Annotated in this window: 21 protein-coding genes; 5 read left to right on the forward strand and 16 right to left on the reverse strand. The window is 72.5% G+C overall.

Annotated features, from left to right (window positions below):
- Positions 1-72: 72 nt before the first annotated feature.
- The 4 genes from B1H19_RS12535 to B1H19_RS12550 form a co-directional block, all read right to left on the reverse strand.
- Positions 73-1,101, reverse strand: a complete 1,029-nt coding sequence (locus tag B1H19_RS12535; protein ID WP_083104748.1) for a 6-phosphofructokinase — start codon at positions 1,099-1,101, stop codon at positions 73-75.
- Positions 1,102-1,312: 211 nt separating this feature from the next.
- Entirely contained in the window at positions 1,313-1,957 is a 645-nt protein-coding gene (locus B1H19_RS12540; protein WP_083109577.1) for a response regulator, read from the reverse strand.
- 38 nt (positions 1,958-1,995) lie between these two features.
- Complete coding sequence (gene macS / locus B1H19_RS12545; protein ID WP_418361444.1) at positions 1,996-3,264, reverse strand: MacS family sensor histidine kinase; 1,269 nt, start codon at positions 3,262-3,264, stop codon at positions 1,996-1,998.
- Positions 3,265-3,293: 29 nt separating this feature from the next.
- Positions 3,294-4,061: a lysophospholipid acyltransferase family protein gene (locus B1H19_RS12550; RefSeq protein ID WP_083104754.1), complete on the reverse strand. Its 768-nt coding sequence runs from the start codon at positions 4,059-4,061 to the stop codon at positions 3,294-3,296.
- Positions 4,062-4,305: 244 nt separating this feature from the next.
- On the opposite strand from B1H19_RS12550, the gene B1H19_RS12555 reads away from it, so the two are divergent.
- Both B1H19_RS12555 and B1H19_RS12560 read left to right on the forward strand, forming a co-directional pair.
- Complete coding sequence (locus B1H19_RS12555) at positions 4,306-5,103, forward strand: alpha/beta hydrolase (RefSeq protein WP_030071661.1); 798 nt, start codon at positions 4,306-4,308, stop codon at positions 5,101-5,103.
- Complete coding sequence (locus B1H19_RS12560; protein ID WP_083104756.1) at positions 5,090-5,662, forward strand: hypothetical protein; 573 nt, start codon at positions 5,090-5,092, stop codon at positions 5,660-5,662. Before B1H19_RS12555 ends, B1H19_RS12560 begins: the two co-directional genes overlap by 14 nt.
- Positions 5,663-5,711: 49 nt before the next feature.
- Here the strand turns inward: B1H19_RS12560 and B1H19_RS12565 are convergent, their stop codons facing one another.
- The 6 genes from B1H19_RS12565 to B1H19_RS12590 form a co-directional block, all read right to left on the reverse strand.
- A complete protein-coding gene (locus tag B1H19_RS12565) occupies positions 5,712-6,497 on the reverse strand; it encodes an endonuclease/exonuclease/phosphatase family protein (RefSeq protein WP_418361445.1) in 786 nt (261 codons plus the stop codon).
- An 8-nt stretch (positions 6,498-6,505) separates the two neighbouring features.
- Complete coding sequence (locus B1H19_RS12570) at positions 6,506-7,447, reverse strand: ROK family glucokinase (protein ID WP_083104758.1); 942 nt, start codon at positions 7,445-7,447, stop codon at positions 6,506-6,508.
- A gap of 98 nt (positions 7,448-7,545) precedes the next feature.
- A complete protein-coding gene (locus B1H19_RS12575) occupies positions 7,546-8,022 on the reverse strand; it encodes a DUF5304 domain-containing protein (protein WP_083104761.1) in 477 nt (158 codons plus the stop codon).
- 63 nt (positions 8,023-8,085) lie between these two features.
- Positions 8,086-9,300, reverse strand: coding sequence for an ArsA family ATPase (locus B1H19_RS12580; RefSeq protein WP_083104763.1), 1,215 nt, complete (start codon positions 9,298-9,300; stop codon positions 8,086-8,088).
- A gap of 2 nt (positions 9,301-9,302) precedes the next feature.
- Positions 9,303-9,782: an SRPBCC family protein gene (locus tag B1H19_RS12585; protein ID WP_083104767.1), complete on the reverse strand. Its 480-nt coding sequence runs from the start codon at positions 9,780-9,782 to the stop codon at positions 9,303-9,305.
- Positions 9,783-9,951: 169 nt separating this feature from the next.
- Entirely contained in the window at positions 9,952-10,728 is a 777-nt protein-coding gene (locus B1H19_RS12590) for a metallophosphoesterase family protein (RefSeq protein ID WP_083104770.1), read from the reverse strand.
- 293 nt (positions 10,729-11,021) lie between these two features.
- Between B1H19_RS12590 and B1H19_RS12595 the strand changes: the two genes are divergently transcribed.
- Positions 11,022-12,818 carry an AMP-dependent synthetase/ligase gene (locus B1H19_RS12595; RefSeq protein WP_083104772.1) on the forward strand — a complete coding sequence of 599 codons (1,797 nt, stop codon included), beginning with the start codon at positions 11,022-11,024 and terminating at the stop codon, positions 12,816-12,818.
- Positions 12,819-13,207: 389 nt separating this feature from the next.
- On the opposite strand, the gene B1H19_RS12600 is transcribed toward B1H19_RS12595, so the two are convergent.
- The 6 genes from B1H19_RS12600 to B1H19_RS12625 all read right to left on the reverse strand — a co-directional run bounded on the left by B1H19_RS12600 (position 13,208) and on the right by B1H19_RS12625 (position 20,321).
- Positions 13,208-14,350, reverse strand: coding sequence for a glycosyltransferase family 4 protein (locus B1H19_RS12600; RefSeq protein WP_083104775.1), 1,143 nt, complete (start codon positions 14,348-14,350; stop codon positions 13,208-13,210).
- Positions 14,351-14,468: 118 nt separating this feature from the next.
- Complete coding sequence (locus B1H19_RS12605) at positions 14,469-15,854, reverse strand: hypothetical protein (RefSeq protein WP_083104778.1); 1,386 nt, start codon at positions 15,852-15,854, stop codon at positions 14,469-14,471.
- 164 nt (positions 15,855-16,018) lie between these two features.
- Positions 16,019-17,092, reverse strand: a complete 1,074-nt coding sequence (locus tag B1H19_RS12610; protein ID WP_083104780.1) for a C40 family peptidase — start codon at positions 17,090-17,092, stop codon at positions 16,019-16,021.
- Positions 17,093-17,345: 253 nt separating this feature from the next.
- A complete protein-coding gene (locus B1H19_RS12615) occupies positions 17,346-18,371 on the reverse strand; it encodes a C40 family peptidase (RefSeq protein ID WP_083104782.1) in 1,026 nt (341 codons plus the stop codon).
- A 318-nt stretch (positions 18,372-18,689) separates the two neighbouring features.
- Entirely contained in the window at positions 18,690-20,063 is a 1,374-nt protein-coding gene (locus B1H19_RS12620; protein ID WP_203237138.1) for an NYN domain-containing protein, read from the reverse strand.
- An 18-nt stretch (positions 20,064-20,081) separates the two neighbouring features.
- The gene (locus tag B1H19_RS12625; protein WP_083104784.1) at positions 20,082-20,321 is read right to left on the reverse strand and encodes a hypothetical protein; all 240 of its coding nucleotides are present in this window, start codon (positions 20,319-20,321) and stop codon (positions 20,082-20,084) included.
- Positions 20,322-20,559: 238 nt separating this feature from the next.
- Between B1H19_RS12625 and B1H19_RS12630 the strand changes: the two genes are divergently transcribed.
- Both B1H19_RS12630 and B1H19_RS12635 read left to right on the forward strand, forming a co-directional pair.
- Positions 20,560-21,252, forward strand: a complete 693-nt coding sequence (locus B1H19_RS12630; protein ID WP_083109580.1) for a rhomboid family intramembrane serine protease — start codon at positions 20,560-20,562, stop codon at positions 21,250-21,252.
- On the forward strand, positions 21,249-21,530 hold the full coding sequence (locus tag B1H19_RS12635) for an Lrp/AsnC ligand binding domain-containing protein (protein WP_083104786.1): 282 nt from the start codon (positions 21,249-21,251) through the stop codon (positions 21,528-21,530). Before B1H19_RS12630 ends, B1H19_RS12635 begins: the two co-directional genes overlap by 4 nt.
- Positions 21,531-21,573 lie beyond the last annotated feature (43 nt).

A 21,573-nucleotide genomic window follows, 5' to 3' on the forward strand; every position in this document is an offset into this window, starting at 1 on the left:
ACGGCGAATATACGGCCCATGGGCGCGCGGCGCCGCGCGGAACACCGGCCGGCGGCACCCCTCGGACGCGCCTCAGCCGAAGAAGACCCCCACCTCGGCATACAGCGCCGGATCGACCGTCTTCAGCTTGGCGGTGGCCTCGGCGATCGGGACGCGGACGATGTCGGTGCCGCGCAGCGCGACCATCTTCCCGAAGTCGCCGTCATGGACCGCGTCGATGGCGTGCAGTCCGAAGCGGGTGGCCAGCCAGCGGTCGAAGGCGCTGGGCGTACCGCCGCGCTGGGTGTGCCCGAGCACCGTCGTCCGGGCCTCCTTGCCCGTGCGGGCCTCGATCTCCTTGGCCAGCCATTCGCCCACGCCCGAGAGCCGGACATGGCCGAAGGAGTCGGTGGAGTCGTCCTTGAGGACCATCTGGCCGTCCTTGGGCATCGCGCCCTCGGCGACGACCACGATCGGCGCGTAGCGGACCTTGAAGCGCGATTCGATCCAGCCGCAGACCTCGCCGATGTCGAAGCGCTGCTCAGGAATAAGAATGACGTTGGCGCCGCCGGCCAGGCCGGAGTGCAGGGCGATCCAGCCGGCGTGCCGGCCCATCACCTCGACGACCAGGACCCGCATATGGGATTCGGCGGTGGTGTGCAGCCGGTCGATGGCCTCGGTGGCGACGCCGACGGCGGTGTCGAAACCGAAGGTGTAGTCGGTGGCCGACAGGTCGTTGTCGATGGTCTTGGGGACGCCGACGCACGGCACGTCGTGTTCGCCCGACAGCCGGGTGGCGACCCCCAGGGTGTCCTCGCCGCCGATCGCGATCAGCGCGTCGACCTCGTACTTGGCGAGGTTGTCCTTGATCCGGCGGACGCCGTCCTCCTCCGTGAACGGATTGGTCCGCGAGGAGCCGAGGATGGTGCCGCCGCGCGGCAGGATCCCGCGGACCGCCGTGATGTCCAGCGGCACGGTGTTGCCCTCCAACGGACCGCGCCAGCCGTCCCGGAAGCCGACGAAGTCATATCCGTATTCCTGGGTGCCCTTACGGACGGCACCCCGGATCACCGCGTTCAGACCAGGGCAGTCGCCGCCGCCGGTGAGTACTCCGACCCGCATCGCTTCACCTACATCCCGTGTCGACGGCCGCGCACGGCCGTGCATGACGTGTATGAGCAGACGCGGTCACGCTAATGGTGATCCATGTCACTCCGGGATGGGGCACCTGTCGATTTCGTGGCGATACCGGTGAGTTGACGGCACGGCATTCACTCGTACGAGGGGAACCCCTGGGGACGCAGGCGCCGTCGGTCAGGCCCTCGGACCGGCCCTACGCATCGTCCAGGCCGCGCTCGATGGCATAGCGCACCAGCTCCACGCGGTTGTGCAACTGGAGCTTGCCGAGGGTGTTCTGGACGTGGTTCTGCACCGTGCGGTGCGAGATCACCAGGCGTTCGGCGATCTGCTTGTACGAGAGGCCCTTGGCCACCAGGCGCAGCACCTCGGTCTCCCGCTCCGTCAGCTGCGGGGCGCCCGGTTCGTCCGGTGCGGCGGGGGCCGGTTCGGTGGCCAGGCGGCGGTACTCGCCCAGGACCAGACCGGCGAGGCCGGGGGTGAAGACCGGATCGCCGACGGCCGTACGGCGCACCGCGTCGAGCAGTTCCCCGGTGCTCGCGGACTTCAGCAGATAGCCGGTCGCACCGGATTTGACGGCCTCCAGGACGTCGGCGTGCTCACCGCTGGCGGAGAGCACCAGCACCCGCAGCCCCGGCAGGGAGCCGACCAGTTCCCTGCACACCTGGACGCCGGGCAGCTCCGGCAGATTGAGGTCGAGGACCAGCACATCGGGCGCGGCGGCCCGGGCCCGGCGCACCGCCTGGAGGCCGTCACCGGCCGTCGCCACCACCTCGAAGCCGGCCTCGGCCAGATCCCGCGCGACCGCGTCCCGCCACATCGGATGGTCGTCGACCACCATCACCTTCAGGCCCGTGGTGCCCGCCTGGTCGTTCACGCTCACGCCTTCCCCCTGCCCTTGGGCTGCGCGCCCTTGGGAACCGTCAACTCCACTTCCGTGCCCTGGCCGGGGACCGAGATCCACTCGGCGCGGCCGCCCAGATCCCGCAGCCGGCCGCGGATCGACAGGGCCACCCCGAGGCGGCCCTCGCGCTCGGCGTCGGCGAGGCGGCCCTCGGGGATGCCGGGGCCGTCGTCGCGCACCGTGACGATCACCGCCTGCGGTTCGTCCTCGACCAGGATCCACGCCTGGGCACCGGCCCCGGCGTGGACTCGTACATTGTCCAGCGCGGCACCGACAGCGGCCGCCAGCTCCGCCGCCGCGGCACCCGGCAGCTCGACCGGGGCGCCGGGTTCGGAGAAGGTCACGCCGGCGCCCGCGTACGGGGCGAGCAGGGCGCGGACGTCGCACGGGCCGTCGTCCGGCGTGGGCGCCGCGGCGGCGGCCGGGGCCGCGGCGGACTGCACCGGCGGCTGCGCGGTGCGCTGCGGCATCAGCCCGCCGGAGACCAACGTGCGCAGCGCGACCTCCTGTTCGCCGGCCATCCGGCCCAGTTCGGCCGCCTCGCCGCCGATCGCGGCGCCGCGCCGCTGCACCATCGCCAGCACCTGGAGCACGCTGTCGTGGATGTCGCGGGCCAGCCGCTCGCGTTCGCGGGTGGCCGCCTCTATCTGGAGGGCGCGGGCCAGGGTGCGCTCACTGGCGCGGGCGACCTCGACGACATAGCCGATGGCGACGCTGGCCACCCACACCAGGACGACGTTGTGGATGGTGTCGCGGGCCAGGTCCTGGCGTTCGCCGAGGTTGGTGACGGCCACCAGGGCCGAGGCCACCGCCGCCCAGCGCCAGCCCCGTTTGATCGCGAAGCCCAGGACCGCGCCCGCCGTCCAGATGGAGGGCAGGGTGGGCCCGCCGTCCATGATGCGGGCGTGGGTGTCCACCAGCGGCGTCAGCAGGATCCCGCCGACCGCGAAGCCGAGATCGCCCAGCAGGAAGTGGCGGGTGCAGCGCTCCGCGGAGGTGGTGCACCGCCAGGTGAAGCCCATCCAGACGGTGAGCGCCGCCATGTAGGCGGCGGCGCCCAGCGGATGGGCGTACTGCTGGTAGGAGAGCGCGAACAGGCACAGGACGTAGCCGAGGGTGAGGATGCGGTAGCCGGTGAGCGCCCGCCACAGCGGCAGCTCGACGGACATCCGCAACACCCTTGGCGGGCGCTTGCCGTGGCGCCTGGCGGCGCCGCTCACCGTCGCTATATCGGCATCCGTCATACCGGCCCCCCACCCCTCGCCGGGCGCCGCTAGGCCCCGGCCGCCTCGGCCTTCCCCGTATCGGCGGGCTTGCCGGCCGACTTGCCGGCGTCCGCCTCCGCCTTCTTCTGCGCCTCCGCCGCCTTCGCCGCCTCGGCGAGCTGCCGCTTGGCCGCCGTCGCGTAGATGTCGACGTACTCCTGGCCGGACAGCTTCATGATCTCGTACATGACCTCGTCGGTGACCGACCGCAGGATGAAGCGGTCGCCCTCCATGCCCTGGTAGCGGGTGAAGTCCAGCGGCTTGCCGATGCGGATGCCCGGCCGGATCATCTTCGGCACGACCTTGCCGGGGGGCTGCACCTTCTCGGTGTCGATCATCGCCACGGGGATGACCGGCGCCCCGGTGGCCAGCGCGACCCGCGCCAGACCGCCCGGCTTGCCGCGGTAGAGCCGGCCGTCCGGGGAGCGGGTGCCCTCCGGGTAGATGCCGAACAGCTCACCGCGCTCCAGCACCTCGATGCCGCTCTTGATGGCCGCCTCGCCCGCGCCGCGGGCACCCGAGCGGTCAACGGGCAGCTGGCCCACGCCCTTGAAGAACGCGGCGGTCAGCTTGCCCTTGATCCCCGGCGAGGTGAAGTACTCGGACTTCGCGATGAAGGTGACCTTGCGGTCGAGCACCGCGGGCAGGAAGAAGGAGTCCGAGAAGGACAGATGGTTGCTCGCGAGGATCGCCGGACCCTCGGCGGGAACGTTCTCGATGCCTTCCACCCAGGGGCGGAACGCAAGCTTGAGCGACCCGCCGATGGAAAACTTCATTGCGCCGTAGATCAACCGACTGCCTCCTGTGTGTGACGCAAAGACCTTAACCTGCCCCGGCCCCCCGCTTGCCGCGGCGGGGCTGCGACGGCCCGATCCGGCGGAACGCGGCGCGGGCCCGAGGTCCGGGCCGGACGGGCCGGGCGCACACGAGCCGCGCGGTGGCCGCCGGATCTATCCGCTCCGCGTCGCTCCGCGTACGCTGAGGTAACCCACCAGGCCCCTTATCGATCGGAGTTCCCCGGTGCCGCTCCTTCCCGGAGCCGAGCCGTTCCGCCGTGACGGCGGAGAGGTCGGCGTGCTCGTCTGTCACGGCTTCACCGGCTCCCCGCAGTCCGTACGCCCCTGGGCCGAGCATCTGGCCGACCAGGGGCTCAGCGTCGCCCTGCCCCTGCTGCCCGGGCACGGCACCCGCTGGCAGGATCTGCAGATCACCACCTGGCAGGACTGGTACGCCGAGGTCGACCGCGAGCTGCGCGCGCTCACCGAGCGCTGCACCAAGGTCTTCGTCTGCGGCCTGTCGATGGGCGGCGCACTGGCGCTGCGCCTGGCCGCCCGGCACGGCACCGCGATCAGCGGCGTGGCCCTGGTCAACCCTGCCAACAAGGTCCATGATGCCGCGGCCGGGCTGCTTCCGGTGCTGCGGCATCTCGTGCGGACCACGAAGGGCATCGCCAGCGATATCGCCAAGCCGGGCGCCGAGGAGGTCGGCTACGACCGGGTGCCGCTGCACGCCGCCTACTCGCTGCGCCGCTTCTTCCAGCAGGTGGACTCCGAACTGCCCGGCGTCACCCAGCCGTTGCTGGTGATGACCAGCCCGCAGGACCATGTCGTACCGCCCGCGGACTCCGAGCGGATCCTGGCCCGGGTGTCCTCCACGGACGTGCGGCATCTGCTGCTGGAGCGCAGCTACCACGTCGCCACGCTCGACCACGACGCGGAGAAGATCGGCGCGGAGACCGTCGCCTTCATCACCCGGCTCGCGGCCGAGGCCGCGCCGGGCGGAGCCGCGGAGGAGGCGGCGGCCCGTGGCGGAGCATAGCCCCCGCGATCCCCGGGATCCGCTGGACGAGGAGGCCGCCTGGGCCGAGATCGTCGCGGGCTACGGCGAGCAGCCGGAGTTCCCGACGGCGGACGAGCGCCCGACGCGGACGGGCCCGGACAAGGACGACGCGGGGGACGAAGCGGGGGACGACGCCGCGGACAAGGGTCCGGCCGGTACGGACACCAAGGGCGGCAGCGGCGCCGCGGGCGCGCGTCCGGGTTCGTTCATCGTCTTCGCGCCCGGTGTGGGCCCGCGCGACTGGTCCGCCGCCGAGGCGTCCGACGACGACTTCGACGCGGCAGACGAGGGCCACTTCACCCCGCCCGAGCCGCCCCCGCTGCCCCAGGCGGACGTCACCACGAAGTTCGCCTGGATCGCCGTACTGGGCGGGCCGCTGCTGCTGGTGGCGATGGTGATCATCCAGCAGCCGATGACGTGGTGGATCGCCGTCCTCGGCATCGGCGGCTTCCTCGGCGGCTTCGCCACCCTGGTCGGACGGATGAAGAACGACAGCGGGGAGGACGACGACCTGCCGGGCGGGGGCGCGGTGGTGTGAGCCGCCGCCGAGCGGCCACCCACCGAGCCGCCGCCCACCGGGCAGGGGCCTAGGCGGCGGCCGGTACCCGCAGGTCCGCCAGCACCGGCAGATGGTCGGAGGCCGCCTCCAGGTCCGCCTGCCGCACTCCGGGGAGCCCGTGCGGGACCCCGCACCCGAGCACGTCGACGCCCTCGCTGACGAAGAGGGCGTCGATCCGCTGATGCGGATCCCGGGGCGTGGAGGTCATCTCCCCGCCCCGCGGCCGAGCCGCCCAGGCGTCCGTCAGCGCGCCCGCCAGCCGCCGGAAACTCCGCCCGTCGGGACGGTCGTTGAGGTCCCCGCCCGCGACCGCGTACGGCGCGTCCAGCAGCGCCAGCCGCTCCAGCAGCAGCCCGGCCTGCGCATGGCGTTCCGCGTCGGCGAGGCTGAGATGGCAGCTGAGCACGCCCAGCCGGGCACCGGCGATCCGTACCACGGCGGTCGCGAAACCGCGCTGGTGCAGACCGGGGGTGCGCGGCAGCAGGATGTCCTCGGTGCGCTCCACATGGGCGCGCAGCGTGGAGAGGATCATCGGGCCGGCGGTCGTGGCGCCGCCGGTGACGTAGACCAGCCCGGCGGAACGGGCCAGCCGCTCGGCGGCCTTGCGCCAGCGGAAGAACCGCGGCGCCTCCTGGACCAGGACGAGATCGGGGGCGCAGGCGCGGAGGATGCGCGCCAGCGCCGCCCGGTCGTCGCGCAGGGAGCGGATGTTGTAGCTGAGCACCCGGACGACCGCCGAGCCGCTCACGTCACCGGTCTCGGGCGCAGGGCCCTCGCCGGTGGCGCTCGCGGGACGTCGGGGGTGCTCGGCCACCGCGCCCCTCAGCCCTGGCGCGCCAGGTCGGCCGCGCCCACCAGACCGGCCTTGCCGCCGAGCTGGGCGGCGAGGACCTGGGCGTGCGGGCGGTACTGGTTGCCCACCAGCCAGCGGCGGAAGGACTTGCGGATCGGGTCGAGGACCAGCTCGCCCTCGTCCGAGACGCCGCCGCCGACGATGAAGGCGGACGGGTCGAAGAGCGAGGCGAGGTCGGCCAGGCCCGCACCGGCCCAGCGGGCCAGTTCGCGGAAGGAGTCGATGGCGACCTTGTCGCCCCGGCGGGCGGCGGCGCTGATGTGCTTGCCCTCGATGCCTTCGGGGGTGCCGTCGCCGAGCGAGAGCAGCACCGTGGCGTTCTCGGGGGTGGCGAAGGCGCGCTGCTTGGCGTAGCGGAGCAGGGCGCGCCCGGAGGCGTACTGCTCCCAGCAGCCCTGGCTGCCGCAGCCGCACAGCAGACCGTCGGGCACCACCCGGATGTGGCCGAATTCCGCGGCGACGCCGAAGCGGCCGCGGCGCAGCTTGTTGCCGATGATGATGCCGCCGCCCAGGCCCGTGCCCAGGGTGATGCAGATGACGTCGCTGTGGCCCTGGCCGGCGCCGAACTTGTACTCGCCCCACGCCGCGGCGTTGGCGTCGTTCTCGACGACCACGGGGAGGCCGACGCGCTGTTCGACCTTGTCCTTGAGCGGTTCGTGGCGCCAGTCGATGTTGGGCGCGAAGAGGACCGTGGCCCGCTTCTCGTCGACATAGCCGGCCGCGCCGATGCCGACCGCCTCGATCTGGTGGCCGCTGCCGACCGTGCGGACCGCGTCCGCGATCGCCTCGGTCAGGGCGTCGGTGGCCTGCGGGGTCGGTACCTGGCACGTCTCAAGGATCGAGCCCTCTTCGTCGACCACGCCGGCCGCGATCTTCGTGCCGCCGATGTCGACGCCGATGGTGAGTCCCATGTGTCCCTCAGTTTTTCGCTCGGCTCCCCGCCGGGATCAACCGTACCGGAGGAGGGACCGCCTTCCGTGTCCTCGTCGCCGCTGACGGTGGCGGGACGTCAGTCGAGGTCGATCCGCTCGGTACCGGTGGGGCCCCCGTCGTCGTCGCGCGGGTCGGTGGAACGGCCCTCGCGGCGCCCGGCCGTCTCGTCGCGGGTCCAGCGGCGTTCGCTGCGCTCGACGGCGGAGCGGTAGGCGGCGAGGAGTTCGGATCCGGCCGCCGCGAGATGGTCGAAGACATCGGGGTTGCGCTCGATGACCGGCTCGACGGCGGCCTTGGCCTGCCGGAAGATCTGGCTGACGGCGCTCTGCGCGGCGATGCCGCCCAGCGCGCCGGGCAGCTGGATCCCGGCGAGCTTGTCGGTGACGGCCTCGGCGAGCTTGCGCAGCTCGTCGGCGGCGCTGCCCGGCGGCGGGCCGTACTGGCCGCGGCGGCGGACCTGCTCCGCCGCGAGGTCCTCGGCGCAGGCGGTCTCCCAGGCATCGGCGTCGAAGCCGTCCGTACGGTCGGCAGGGCGCTCGGTGGCATCACTCATGGTCGTCTCCGTGGACTCCAGCGGCGGGCTACTCCCGACGTTACCCGAATGGTGGTACGCCGTTCAGGAACTCTCCCCGGGGTCCGCCGCACCGCTCCGGGGCCACAGTCCGGGGTCGGGGGTGAAGCGGATGTCGAGGACGCCGTCATGCAGTCCGGCGCCGGAGACCGAGCAGCGGCGCAGCGCGGACGGCAGCGTACGGATGCGGCGGAAGGGGCCGACGGTGACGACGATTTCGTCGCCGCGGCGCACCAGGCCGAGGCCCTCGCGGCGGGCGCCGGGCAGCGGGACCCGCCACAGCAGGATGCCGTCGGCGGCGAGGCGGTCCTCGACGGTCCAGGGGTCGCCGCCCGGACCGGTGTCGCCGATCTCGCCGGCGGGCCCGTCGATCAGCTCGTCCAGCTCCTCGACGCCCTGCGGGTCGCGGCCCAGGTGCGGCACCTCGTGCACCGGCACATCGGGGAACTCCTCGCGCAGCGCCTTCAGGGCGGTCTGCTGGCCGCCGGAGAGGGCGGCGAGGAACGGGTCGGCGGAGCCGGTGGGCACCAGCCGGTTGACCACGATGGCATCGGTGTGGCGGCCGTAAAGGGCCAGGCCGGCGCGGAGCGGCCGCAGCTGCGCCAGGGCGAGGGGGCCGGCGTCGGTGACCAGGCGGACGCGGGTGCCGGGGGCCTCGATCACCCGCTGGACGGCGGCGAGTTCGCGCTCCCAGCGGTCGGCGGCCTCGTACAGCTTCTGGGCCGGCATCGGGACCCCGGCGAGCTGGGCGAGCACCGGGCGCAGGGCGCGGGCGGCCTGGCGTTCGGGCGGCAGGAGGCGGCGCAGATAGCGGCGGGCCTGGGCGGGCAGGGCGAGCAGCCGGATCGTTTCGGCGGCCGGCGGCATATCGAGGACGAGCAGATCCCAGGCGCCCGAGGCGTGTTCGGTGCGCAGGGCGTGCAGCAGCGCGAAGGTCTCGGAGCCGGGGAGTTCGGTGAGTTCGTCCTCGTCCAGGGGGGCGGCACCGAGCAGATCGAGGGCGGCTCCGGCGCGTTCCTGGAAGGCGAGGAACTCCTGGCGGAAGCGGTCGCCGGAATCGATGCGGCGGGCGTACAGGCCGGGGACTATCGGGGTCGCGGCATCCGCGGCGAGCGCCGTGCCCAGTACCGCCCCGGCCGCCTCGCCGCCGGTGGTCAGCAGCAGGACGCGCGCTCCCCGCCGGGCGCCGGCCAGGGCGGTCGCGGCGGCGAGCGTGGTGCGGCCCGCACCGCCGGGGCCGGTGAACAGGACGGTCTGCACGCTCAGAGCTTCTTGCCCTCGTCGGCGGCGGAACCCTCGGCGGAACCGCTCTCCACGCGCTTCTTCAGACCGGCCAGCGCCCGGTCGATGATGACCTTCTCCGCCTTGCGCTTGATCATCCCGAGCATCGGGATCTTGACGTCGACGGTGAGCTGGTAGGTCACCTCGGTGGCCGCGCCGCCGCGCACCGCCGCGAGCCGGTAGGAGCCGTCCAGCGCGCGCAGCATCTGCGATTTGACCAGCGACCAGGCGACCTCGTTCTCGCCGGTCCAGGTGTAGGCCAGGGTGTGGTCGTCCTTGATGGCTCCGGCGTCGAGCACCAGGCGCACCTGCTCGGCGCGGCCGCGGTCGTCCGTGGCGAGCACCTCCGCCTCCTTGACCTCGCCGGTCCACTCCGGATAGCGGTCGAAGTCGGCGATCACTGACATCACTTCGGCGGGCGCCGCCTCGATCGTGATGCTTGAGCTGGTGTGTTCGGCCATCGCCGTGACTCCTCCATGCCTTCCATGCCGATGCGCGGTCCGCCGACCGGGTCCGCCGACTCGCGTCAAGCCCGTAAAGCCCGTCAAACTCCGTGTCTGTGCTGCTGAAGGCTACCGCGCGGGGGCACGGCGGCGGACGCGCGGCCGGATCCGCATCCCGCCCCCCGACTCACCACTGAAGGACATACGGCGTCCCGGTCGCGTTGAAGTGCCCGACATTGACGCACTCCGTGGCGCCGATCCGCATCCGCCGGGCCAGCGGCTGATGGACGTGCCCGAAAAGGGAGTAACGGGGCCGGGTGGCGCGAATCGCCTCCAGCAGGGCCGTACTTCCCCGCTCGAAGCGGCGCGCGACGGTGTCGTAGCACAGCTCGGGGACCTCCGGCGGAATGTGGGTGCACAGCACGTCCACCTCCCCCACCGCGGCGATCTTGGCGGCGTATTCCTCGTCCCCGATCTCGTAGGGGGTGCGCGCGGGGGAGGTCAGCCCGCCCCCGACGAACCCGAAGACCCAGCCGCCGATCTCGACCCGCTGCCCGTCGAGGACGGTCACGCCCTCCCCGGCGTACTCCTTCCACAGTCGCGGGATATCGACATTCCCGTAGGTGGCGTACGTAGGGGCGGGGAAGGCGGCGAACAGCTCGGCGTACTGCTTGCGCACCGCGGCCTCGATGACGGACTCGCGGCTGCGGCCCGCCCCGGTCACCTCTTCCCAGAGCCTGCGTCCCAGGTCACGGGCCTCCTCGAAGCGGCGGGCGGTGCGCAGCTCGACCAGGGCGCGGGCGTTGTCGGCGCCGAACAGGTCGGGGAGGATGCCGCGCGAATGATCGGCGTAATCGAGGAAGAGCACCAGGTCACCGAGGCAGACCAGGGCGTCGGCACCCTCCCCCGCGGCAGCCAGGCCACTGCTGTTGCCATGGACGTCACTGACCACATGCACACGCATGGCGCCACCCTAGATGCCCGGGGCAGATGCCGGGAGGGCGGCCGCGACCTGGGGTTACTTTCGGGTCAGCATCGTGCTGGACTAGTCTGCGCGAAGCAGTCCCCAGGCGTGTCGTAAGGCGTGTCGAAATCCCCTTGTAAAGCGTGTGACGCATCAAACATCTGGCCGTAACCCCCTATCCCAAAAGCAATACCGATGGGTAACGTCCGGGCAGTCCACTCCCCCCGCAGATCATGGACCGCAACCGGTGTGCACACAGCGTCGTGGCACCGGCGCCAATGAGGAGCAGCACCTTGCGCGAGTTCAGCCTTCCGGCCCTGTACGAGGTCCCTGCCGACGGCAATCTGACGGATCTCATCCGCCGAAATGCCGCGCAGCACCCGGATGTTGCCGTCATTGGACGCAAGGTGAACGGCCGGTGGCAGGACGTCACCGCCACCGCCTTCCTCGCCGAGGTCCGCGCCGTCGCCAAAGGTCTGATGGCCTCGGGGGTCAAGCCCGGCGACCGGGTCGGCCTGATGTCGCGCACCCGCTACGAGTGGACGCTGCTGGACTTCGCGATCTGGAGCGCCGGCGCGATCACCGTCCCGGTGTACGAGACCAGCTCCGCCGAGCAGATCCAGTGGATACTCGGCGACTCGGGCGCGGTGGCCTGCCTGGTGGAGTCCCCGGCCCATGAGGCCACCGTGGAGGCCGTCCGCGACCGGCTGCCGGACCTGGAGAACATCTGGCAGATCGAACGGGACGCGGTCTCCCGGCTGCGGGCCGCGGGCGAGGACATCACCGACGAACAGGTCGACGAGCGCAGCGCGATGGCCGATGCGGACTCGCCCGCCACCATCGTCTACACCTCCGGCACCACCGGCCGCCCCAAGGGCTGTGTGCTCAGCCACCGCAGCTTCTTCGCCGAGTGCGGCAACATCGTCGAGCGCCTGCGCCCCCTGTTCCGTACGGGCGAGGCGTCCGTCCTGCTCTTCCTGCCCATCGCGCACGTCTTCGGCCGCATGGTGCAGGTGGCCGCGCTGATGGCCCCCATCCGCCTCGGCCACGCCCCGGACATCAAGAACCTCACCGACGATCTGGCGTCCTTCAAGCCGACCATGATCCTCGGCGTCCCCCGCGTCTTCGAGAAGGTCTACAACTCGGCGCGGGCCAAGGCGCAGGCCGACGGCAAGGGCAAGATCTTCGACAAGGCGGCCGACACCGCGATCGAGTACAGCCGGGCACTGGACAGCGCGGGCGGCCCCTCGCTCGGCCTCAAGCTCAAGTACAAGGTCTTCGACCGCGTCGTCTACGGCAAGCTCCGCGGCGTCCTCGGCGGCCGCGCCACCCACGCCATCTCGGGCGGCGCCCCGCTCGGCGAGCGGCTGGGCCACTTCTACCGCGGCATCGGCTTCACCGCCCTGGAGGGCTACGGCCTGACGGAGTCCTGTGCGGCCACCGCCTTCAACCCCTGGGACCGCCAGAAGATCGGCACGGTCGGCCAGCCGCTGCCCGGTTCCGTCGTCCGGATCGCCGACGACGGCGAGGTCCTCCTGCACGGCGAGCACCTCTTCACCGAGTACTGGAACAACCCCACCGCCACCGAAGAGGCCCTCTCCGACGGCTGGTTCCACACCGGCGACATCGGCACCCTCGACGAGGACGGCTACCTCGCCATCACCGGCCGCAAGAAGGAAATCCTGGTCACCGCGGGCGGCAAGAACGTCGCCCCGGCGGTCATCGAGGACCGTATCCGCGCCCACGCCCTGATCGCCGAATGCATGGTCGTCGGCGACGGCCGCCCCTTCATCGGCGCGCTGATCACCCTCGACGAAGAGTTCCTCCCCCGCTGGGCCGAGGAACACGGCCACCCGGGCGATGTCGCCCCGTCCGACATCGCCGAGGACCCCGCCCTGCTGGCCGCCGTCCAGCGCGCGGTGGACGACGGAAACGCGGCCGTCTCGAAGGCCGAGTCGGTCCGGAAGTTCCGCATCCTGCCGACGCAGTTCACGGAGGAGTCGGGGCATGTGACCCCGTCCCTGAAGCTGAAGCGGAACGTGGTGGCGAAGGACTTCGCCGAGGAGATCGAGTCGCTGTACCGGGGTTGAGGCTTCTCCCCACGTTTTCGACTTTCCCGCCGTGGGTTCTTCTCGCCATTGCTCCCCCAGCTAACGCTGGGAGGTGCCCCCAGCGGCGGGCGTGGGTTTGTCGGGTGCGGTGACAGCCCTCCGGACTTCGTCCTGCGGGCCGCCCCCTCCCGTGAGTGGGGGTAGAAGGCCGGTGGGGGTGCACGCGAGCGATCACGTGCACCCCCACTGGTTCTTCTCCACCCCCAATGGGGAGGGGCCGGGCCGCAGGACGGAGTCCGGAGGCCCAGTCCCGCAGCCGAACAGCCCCGCGCCAGCGGCAACGCCCGCCGCTGGGGGCACCTCCCAGCGTTAGCTGGGGGAGCAACGGCGAACAAGCCCCACGGCGGGACGGCCGACAACGTGGGGCGCTAAAGCAACCGCTTCAGCCGCTCGGCGAGCAGGTCCCAGCGCCACCGCTCCTCCACCCACGCGCGCCCCCGCGCACCCATCCGCTGGCGCAGGGCCGGGTCCTGGAGGAGGGCAACGAGGCGCTCCGCCGTGGGAGTCGGGGACCCCCCCGGCACCACCCACCCCGTCTCGCCGGAGAGAACGGCATCCGGCGCACCCCCGGAGTCGCCCGCGACGACCGGCAGGCCCGTCGCGGAAGCCTCCAGGTACACGATGCCCAGGCCCTCCACGTCGAGGCCGCCACGCCGCGTCCGGCAGGGCATCGCGAAGACGTCCCCGGCGCCGAAGTGGGCGGGCAGGTCCTCCCAGGGGACGGCGCCGGTGAAGCGTACGGAGCCGGCGACGCCCTTCGCCTGGGCCAGCGCGTGCAGATCCTGCTCGGAGGGACCGCCGCCGACGATCAGCAGGACCGCGTCCGGGACCGCGGCGAGCACCGCGGGCATCGCCTCGATGAGGGTGTCCTGGCCCTTGCGCGGGACGAGCCGCGAGACGCAGACGATCACCGGGCGGTCGGTGAGGCCGAGGCGGGCCCGTACCGCCGCGCCGCCCGAGTCGGGGTGGAAGGTCTTCTCGTCGACCCCGGGCGGGAGTTGGACCATGCGGGCGGCGGCCGCGGGCGTGAGCGCGGCGGCGATCCGGGAACGGGTGTATTCGCCCAGATACGTCAGGGTGTCGGTGTCCTCGCCGATACGGCGCAGCAGCTGCCGGGCGGCGGGGAGCTGCGCCCAGCCCGCCTCGTGGCCGTGCGTGGTCGCCACGATGCGCCGGGCGCCGGCGGCCCGCAGGGCCGGGGCCATCAGGCCCAGCGGCGCGGCCGCGCCGAACCACACGGAGGAGCAGCCGTGTTCGCGCAGCAGGGCGGTGGCGCGGCGGGTCACCCGGGGCGTGGGCAGGAGCATGGTCGTACGGTCGCGGACCACCGTGAACGGCTGCTCGGCGTCGAAGGCGGCGGTGGCCGCGCGCCCCTCCTCGGTGTGCTTCCAGGTCGAGGCGTAGACGACGACCCGGGAGGGGTCCAGGCGCAGCGCCATGCTGTGCAGAAAGGCCTGGATGCCGCCGGGCCTTGGCGGAAAGTCGTTGGTGACGATCAGGGTCTTGTGCACGGTGGGTCTTTCGGCGGGGTCGCGGGCGCGGCCACGGCAGGCCGGTTCCGGCCGACAGTACCGCCTCGCCGCCCGGCGGCGAGCGCCACCGCCGCCCCCGGGAGCGGCCGCCCGCGGCTCACCGCAGCTGCCCCTCGACGTACGCCCGCCACTCCCGCGTGAACTCTGCCAGCCCGACGCCCAGCTGGTCCCGCATCGCCTGGTCCAGCCGCTCGGCCCGGGCCGGGCGGCGGTCGCGGGCCTGGGCGGAGCCGGGCGAACGGTGCGGGCGGGGGTGGTGGACGGCCTGGAGGGCCTCCAGGGGCGGGCCCAGGCGTCCCGAGGCGCTCTCGGTCCCGGTGCGGCCCGCGGCCCGGTAGAAGGCGAGCAGCTTGGCCTCGCCCCACTTGTCGGCGATCATCCGGCACGCCAGCCAGCCGCCCTCGTACGCCTTCGCCAGCCGGTCCGCGCCGGCCTGGAAGCCGAAGTCCTCGTCGGTGGGGAGGCTGTCGGGGGTCTTGCCGTCGGCGACCGCGTGGGAGAGCTCGGGGGCGGTGGTGGCCGCCTTGTCGGGGACGTCGCGGTAGGCGACCCAGTCGGCGAAGCCCTCGGAGAGCCAGAGCGGGGTGGCCGCGGTGGTGACCGTACGGGTGGCGACATGGGTGGTCTCGTGGGTGAGGACGACCTCCCGGCCGAGGGCGTTGAGCTCCTCGTACGCCTCGGGGTTGACGATCACCCGGTCCGCGGGCGCGGTCGCGGAGGCGCCGGCCTCCCCGGTGGTGACGGCCGCGATGCCCGTGTACCCGTCGCCGTCGCCGCTGCCCAGCAGCTGTGCCATCTGGCCGACGGTGTCCGGGGCCTCCACCACCACCGTGCCCGACCACCGGCCCTTCCAGGCGTCGGAGACGGCCGGTACCGCCGCGTCCACCTCGTCCGCCAGATCGCGCAGCCGCGCCGGGTCCTCGGCGCCGCCCAGCACCAGGCTGTGCCGGCCGCGCACCACCCGTACCGGGCCCTGGTCCCACAGCTGACGGGTGCCGGGCCGGCCCACGGCGGCGCCGTCGGTGTCGCCGGAGATCAGCCAGCGGCCGGCGCGTTCGGTCAGGGTGAGGTACTGGAGGGAGGTGACCGGGGCGGTGTCATAGCCCCGCAGGCGGTAGCTGAGCCGTACCTTGGCCGCCATCCGGCCGCGGGGGCCGCCCGGGAGCGCGAAGGCGTCGGTGGAGAGCAGCTCGTAGCGCCAGTCGGTGACGGGGACCGGCGCGAGGTTGGTGATCAGCCGGCGCTGGCGGCCGCGGAAGGCCGTGGCGGACGGGTCGACGGTGGCCAGGAGGGCGGCGGTGTCGCGATGCCGGACGGCGCGGGCGCGGGCGTCGAGCATCTGCTGGATGCCGGGGTAGCGGTCGCCCGGCGGGGTCTGGGGCGCGCAGCCGCTCAGCGGGACGAGCAGCGCGAGGAGCGGGACGGCACGGGTGGCCGCCCCGGCCCGCGACGGCCGGCGCCGTCCCGCCCGCTGACGTGACATGCCGCTGATCGTAAGTGCGGCCCGCGCGGCGCAAAAACGCTGGGCGGCCGATCAGGCCGGATCCGCGCGGGCCCCCGTCCGGTCCCCCACCGGTTCGCTCCCCGTTCCCCGCCGGTTTCCCGCCCGTTCCCCGGCGGGTTCTGCACCCGTTCCCCGGCCGGGTTTCACGGCCTGGTGACGGCGGCGACCGGCATCATGCCGACCGGGTCGTAGCGCACCCGGGCGCCGGGATAGGGCGCGTGGACGACCTTTCCGTCCCCCACGTACATCCCGACATGACTGGCGTCGGAGCGGTAGATGACCAGGTCACCGGGCTGCATCTGGGACACCGGCACCGGCCGGCCGGCGCCGCGCTGGGCCTGTGAGGTGCGCGGGAGAAAGACTCCGGCGCGCCCGTAGGCCCATTGGGTGAGTCCGGAGCAGTCGAAGGAGCCGGGGCCGCTGCTGCCCCAGGCGTACGGGGAGCCCACGGCGGCGCGGACCGCGGAGACGGCCGCTGCGGCGCGTCCGGAGGCCGCGGCGGCCTCGGACAGGCCCGACAGACCGGAGAGGTCGGTGAGCCCGGGCAGCATCGCGTCGCGGCCGTCGCCTCGCGAGGTCCGGTCGAAGGTCGCCCGGGCGCCCGGCGGCAGCGCGTGGAACAGCTTCCGGGCGGCGGTCAGCCGGCGCCGTACGTCCTTCTTGTGGCGGGCCACGTTGCGGCGCCCCGCCACCAGGTCCGCCAGCTTCGCCGCGGTCACCCGGCGCTCCCGCTCCAGCTCCCGCTGCGCGGCCCGCAGCTCGCGCAGCTCACCGGCCTGGCTGCTGGTGATCCGGTCGAGCTCGGCGGCCTTCTCCAGGAAGCTGTCGGGGCGTTCGGACAGCAGCAGCCGCACCGTGGGGTCGATGCCGCCGCCGCGGTACTGGGCGGCGGCCAGGGCGCCGAGCCGGGTGCGCAGCCGATTGACGCGCTGCTGGGCGCGGGCGGTGCGGTCCTGGAGGCGGGCCACCTCCGCGCGCAGTGCGCGGGTCGCCTCGGCGACACCGTTGAACTTCTCGGTGGCCCGCTCGGCCTGTTCGTAGAGCGTGCCGAGCCGGGCGGCGGCCGCGTCCCGGCCGGCGGCGGGCCGTTCGACGGGGTCGGCCGAGGCCGGCTGGCCCGACAGTGCGGCCGCAGCGGTGGCCAGGGCCGCCGAGACGACGGTGACACCGGTGCGGGTGGCGGGACCTGCCTGGGAGGTACGGCGATGGGAGCCCACGGGTGGCGCACTCCTTCCGGCGGGGGTCTCCCCCCTGCTCGCGGCCGCTGCCGCCCGGGAGGGCGGACGGTGCCTCGCGGCCGCGAGGCAGGACAGTAACCGCGCCGGTCGGCGCCGGCCAAAGACCCGTTGCCGTCCCTACAACGCCGCCCCGCCGGTGACTGTGCAGGTCACCGGCGGGGCGGGAAGTCAGCGGCGGGGGCCGCAATTCGCCCGTTCGGGCGGGAGGTTGGGCCCGTTCGGACGGCAGGCGTCAGACCCGCACACCGAACTGGAAGGGCATGTTGTTGATCGACTCGTAGCGCACCGCGGCGCCCGTGTGCGGGGCGTGCAGCACCATGCCGTTGCCCGCGTAGAGGCCGATGTGGTGCAGGTCGCCGAAGAAGAGCACCAGGTCGCCGGGCTTGAGGGCGCTCTCCGAGCCGATCCGGGTACCGGCGTTGGCCTGCTCCTGGGAGGTACGCGGCAGCGACTGGCCGGCCTGCTGGTACGCCCAGGAGGTCAGGCCCGAGCAGTCGAAGGAGGACGGGCCGGTGGCGCCCCAGACGTAGGGCGAGCCGATCTTGGACTGGGCGGCGGCCAGGGCTGCCGCACCGCGCTGCGAGGCCGGCGCGTCGTTGCCGAGGTCGGCCCGGCTGTTGTCGCGGTTGGCGCGCTGCTGCGCCGCCTCCATGGCCGCCTTCTCCTTGGCGGTCATGGAGTTCAGCAGCTGCTGCGCCTTGTTGAGCTTGGCCTGGATCTCGTCCTTCTTGTCGCCGAGCGCCTTACGGGTGTCGGAGAGGTCCTTGATCTTGGCCGCGGCCTCGGCGCGCTCCTGGGCGAGCTGGCGCTGCTTGTCCGCGATGGTCTTCAGCTCCTGGGCCTGGTGGCCGCTGAGCTGGTCCAGGGTGGAGGCCTTGTCCAGGTAGGTCTTCGGGTCGCCGGAGAGGAAGAGCTGGACCGAGGGGTCGATGCTGCCGCTGCGGTACTGGCCGGAGGCGACGGCGCCCACGCTCTTGCGGAGGGTGTTGAGCTCCTCCTGGCCGCGGGCGACCTTGTCCTGGAGGCTGTCCACCTCCTTCTGAAGCTTGTTCTGGTCTTCCTTGGCCCCGTCGTACTTCTCGGTGGCCTGCTCCGCCTGCGCGTAGAGCTTGTCAACCTGGGCCTTGACGTCCTTCTTGTCCTGCTTGGGCGTGGCCTGGGCAGCCTGCGAGGAGAGGGCGACGGCCGCTGCCGCAGTCGCGGTGAGAACGGTGACGCGCGTGCGGCTCGGCTGCTTGGGTCGACGGTGGGACGCCACGGGGGCGAGCTCCTTCTTCCTCCAGCCGCCTACCGGGAAGTGGGGGGACAAAGCCCCGGCTCCGCGCGAACGCCGCGGACTCGGCGGTACCTTCACTGACCATCCCGGTTGGATGATCACCAATATGAAGGTTCGGAGCCCGACCTTAGTAACCGAGTTGTGATCGCTTCAAATCCCCATGGGAAAAAACTGCGTCATCATCCCCATCCTTTACCAACATCACACAGGCAGTAAGCGCCATTTGACGCTGCGATACGGAGGGTGGGAGGAACGCAAGCGATTTTCCCGGCGGGACCGGCACCGGAGGGTGCAAAACCGTCAGGTCCGGGCAAGTCGCTTGAGCAGCAGGGCCGATGCCACCGGACGGGCGCCCGCCTTGGCGACGCCGTCGGCCACCTCCCGGTCGGTCGAGACCACGACGACCGGGCGGCCGGGCGGCTCGGCCCGTACCAGCTGGCGGATCAACTCGTCGGCCGTCACGCCCGGTTTGCTGAACAGCACCCGCACCCCGCGCGGCGGCGCGAGCAGCACCGGCGCCGCCAGCTCCGCGCCGTCGAAGACGCAGGTCATCTCCGCGCCGGTCTGCGCGGCCAGCACCGCGAGCCCGCCCAGCAGCCGCAGCCGCTGCTTGTCCAGCGGCATGGTCGGATAGCCGGTTTTGGTCACGTTGTAGCCGTCCACCACCAAATGCGCCTGCGGCAGCGCCAGGAGCTGGTCGAGCAGCGCCGGGTCCATCTCCGACAGCGCCCGGGTCGCGATGTCCTTGGGCGTCATCCGGCCCGGGGCGACCGCCTCGACGGTGTCCGCGGGGTGGATGCTGGCAGGCGGCAGGGCCAGTTCGCGGCGCAGGCCCTGGGCGGCGTCCAGCACCGTGTCCAGCAGCAGGCGCACCCGCATGTCCTCGACACTGCGGCCCTCACGGGCGGCCCGCCGACTGGCCTCCAGCGCCGACTCGGCCTCGGCGATACGGGCCTTGAGCCGACGCAGCTCGCTGTCCGCAAGGGCCTTTTCGGTCGCACCCTGGGAACGCGCCGCCTCCAGCGCCGCGTCGGCCTTGCGCACCGCCGCCTCACCGCGTTTGACGTCGCTGAGCGCACTGCGCAGTTTGCGCTGGAGCGACTCGTTCTCCTTACGGGCCGCGTCCAGATCCGCCCGCACCCGCTCGACGTCGCCGCGCGCCTCGCCGCGCACCTGCGCCAGCTCCTCGCGCAGCCGCGCCAGCTCCCGTTCGGCCTCCTCGCCGGCCCGCTCGGCGCGCGCCCGCTGCGCCTCCTCGCCGGCCGCCGCGACGAGCTTGACCCAGCCCTCCGGGCGCAGCACATACGCGGCCGCCGCGACATCGAGCGGATCGGCGGCCGCGGGCGGGGTGCCGTCCTCCAGCGCCGCGGCCAGCTCCGGCTGGGCCTCGCGCAGCTTGCCCGCGATCCGCTGCCGGAAGACCGCATCGCTCTCCAGCGCCGCGGCCATCGCGTTCCCCGCGAACTTGGCGCGACGAGTGGGGGTGAAACGGGCGTACTGCCGCAAGGGGGGCGGCAGTTCGGTGATCGTCAGCGCACCGAAGGACTCCGCGGTGAGCGCCACGACCCGGCGCCGTACGCCCTCGGGCAGCGGACGGTCGAGCACGTCGTCGACGGCACCCTCGGATGCGTCGGCGTACGCCGCCCCCGGCTCCCTTTCTGGACGCTCCACCACGGCTTGCTCGCTCCGATCTCAGGCGCTCGCGCCCGGCCGGTCCACCAGCTCGATCTGGTCGACCGCATTGCACCAGCGGCAGCGCACGGACTCGATGCTCTCACTGAGCACCTCGCGCTCCTCCACCTTCGGCGCCCCGGCCAGATCCAGGTGCACGTACTCCACCACCTTGGACCGGCGGGTGACATCGAACCGGGTGAGATTGCCGCAGAGCGTGCAGCGCCACCGGGTCTCGGCCGTCGGCAAGGGAACACCCATCATGCCGTCCTCTCTTTCGGGCTGCGAAAGTGCGCAAGGTTACGCAAGGTACTGACTGCAACCCTACGGCCTGACAGGGGGCCGGCGCGGGCCGCGCCCAGGAGGCGGGACGCGGCGAGGCACTCTGTCCCGAATGCCCCCATTGAGCCATGATCACTTCATGACGGCGCCGTCTCTGTTCCCGGGTATCCCCCGGCCACCGCATCCCGTCCGCTCCCTGGCGGCGGTCTTCTCGCGGATGACGAATGTCCTGATCGCGCTGTGCTGCGTGATCTTCGTGGTCGGCCCGTCCTCCGGGCTGAACCAGATGTACGGCCACGGCCAGGCGCTGGCCCAGGCCCAGACCGCGTATTTCGCGCGCTGGGGCGTGATCCCGCTCGACCTGTGGAGCGGCTCACCGCACGCCCTGGCCACCCCGCTGACCGCGCTGTTCATCCACGGCGGCTGGCTGCATCTGCTCGGCAACCTGCTGTTCTTGTATGTCTTCGGCGGGATGACGGAAACGCGGATGGGGCGGTTCGCCTTCACCGCCTTCTACCTCATCGTCGGCTATCTGGCCCTGCTCGGCTACGCGGCGGCACACGCCGGCTCCCCCCAGACCCTGGTCGGCGCCTCCGGCTCGATCTCCGGCGTCCTCGGCGCCTTCCTGTACCTCTTCCCCAGGGCCCGCGTCACCAGCGTCTTCCCCTTCCTCTTCTTCCTCCCCCTGCGCTTCCCCGCCTGGATCGTGCTGCTCTTCTGGTTCGTCCTCCAGTGGCAGTCCGCCCAGGACGACCCGACCGGCCCCGGCGTCGCCTACCTCGCCCATGTCGTCGGCTTCGCCCTCGGCTTCCTCTACGCATGGGCCCGCTACGGGAGGGATAGTGTGGGGTCCACCAGGGGGAACGAACCGGGAAGCGAACCGGCGACCGAGGGAGAGAGCCAGCCGTGATCACGTCGATCGTGCTCATCAAGACCAGCGTGGACCAGATCCCGGAGATCGCCGAGAAGATCGCCGCGCTGGAAGGCGTCAGCGAGGTCTACTCCGTCACCGGCGCGCACGACCTGATCGCGCTGGTTCGCGTGGCGAAGCACGACGATCTGGCCGACGTCATCCCCGGCCGCATCAGCAAGATTCCCGGGGTCGCGTCCACCGAGACGCACATTGCGTTCCGCACCTATTCGCAGCATGACCTTGAGGCTGCCTTTGCGATCGGCCTGGAGGCTTAGCCCCACGTTGTCGGCTTTCCCGCCGTAGGGGTTGTTCGCCGTT

The sequence above is a fragment of the Streptomyces gilvosporeus genome (genome assembly GCF_002082195.1).
In the GTDB taxonomy this organism is placed as follows: Bacteria; Actinomycetota; Actinomycetes; order Streptomycetales; family Streptomycetaceae; genus Streptomyces; species Streptomyces gilvosporeus.

Coding starts and splice junctions, on each gene's coding strand:
- B1H19_RS12540 (WP_083109577.1), bottom strand. CDS start 1,957: ATGGTGGTCGACGACCATCCGATGTGGCGGGACGCGGTCGCGCGGGAT.
- B1H19_RS12585 (WP_083104767.1), bottom strand. CDS start 9,782: ATGGCCGAACACACCAGCTCAAGCATCACGATCGAGGCGGCGCCCGCC.
- B1H19_RS12550 (WP_083104754.1), bottom strand. CDS start 4,061: ATGAAGTTTTCCATCGGCGGGTCGCTCAAGCTTGCGTTCCGCCCCTGG.
- macS (WP_418361444.1), bottom strand. CDS start 3,264: ATGACGGATGCCGATATAGCGACGGTGAGCGGCGCCGCCAGGCGCCAC.
- B1H19_RS12575 (WP_083104761.1), bottom strand. CDS start 8,022: ATGAGTGATGCCACCGAGCGCCCTGCCGACCGTACGGACGGCTTCGAC.
- B1H19_RS12605 (WP_083104778.1), bottom strand. CDS start 15,854: ATGTCACGTCAGCGGGCGGGACGGCGCCGGCCGTCGCGGGCCGGGGCG.
- B1H19_RS12630 (WP_083109580.1), top strand. CDS start 20,560: ATGACGAATGTCCTGATCGCGCTGTGCTGCGTGATCTTCGTGGTCGGC.
- B1H19_RS12590 (WP_083104770.1), bottom strand. CDS start 10,728: ATGCGTGTGCATGTGGTCAGTGACGTCCATGGCAACAGCAGTGGCCTG.
- B1H19_RS12535 (WP_083104748.1), bottom strand. CDS start 1,101: ATGCGGGTCGGAGTACTCACCGGCGGCGGCGACTGCCCTGGTCTGAAC.
- B1H19_RS12625 (WP_083104784.1), bottom strand. CDS start 20,321: ATGGGTGTTCCCTTGCCGACGGCCGAGACCCGGTGGCGCTGCACGCTC.
- B1H19_RS12570 (WP_083104758.1), bottom strand. CDS start 7,447: ATGGGACTCACCATCGGCGTCGACATCGGCGGCACGAAGATCGCGGCC.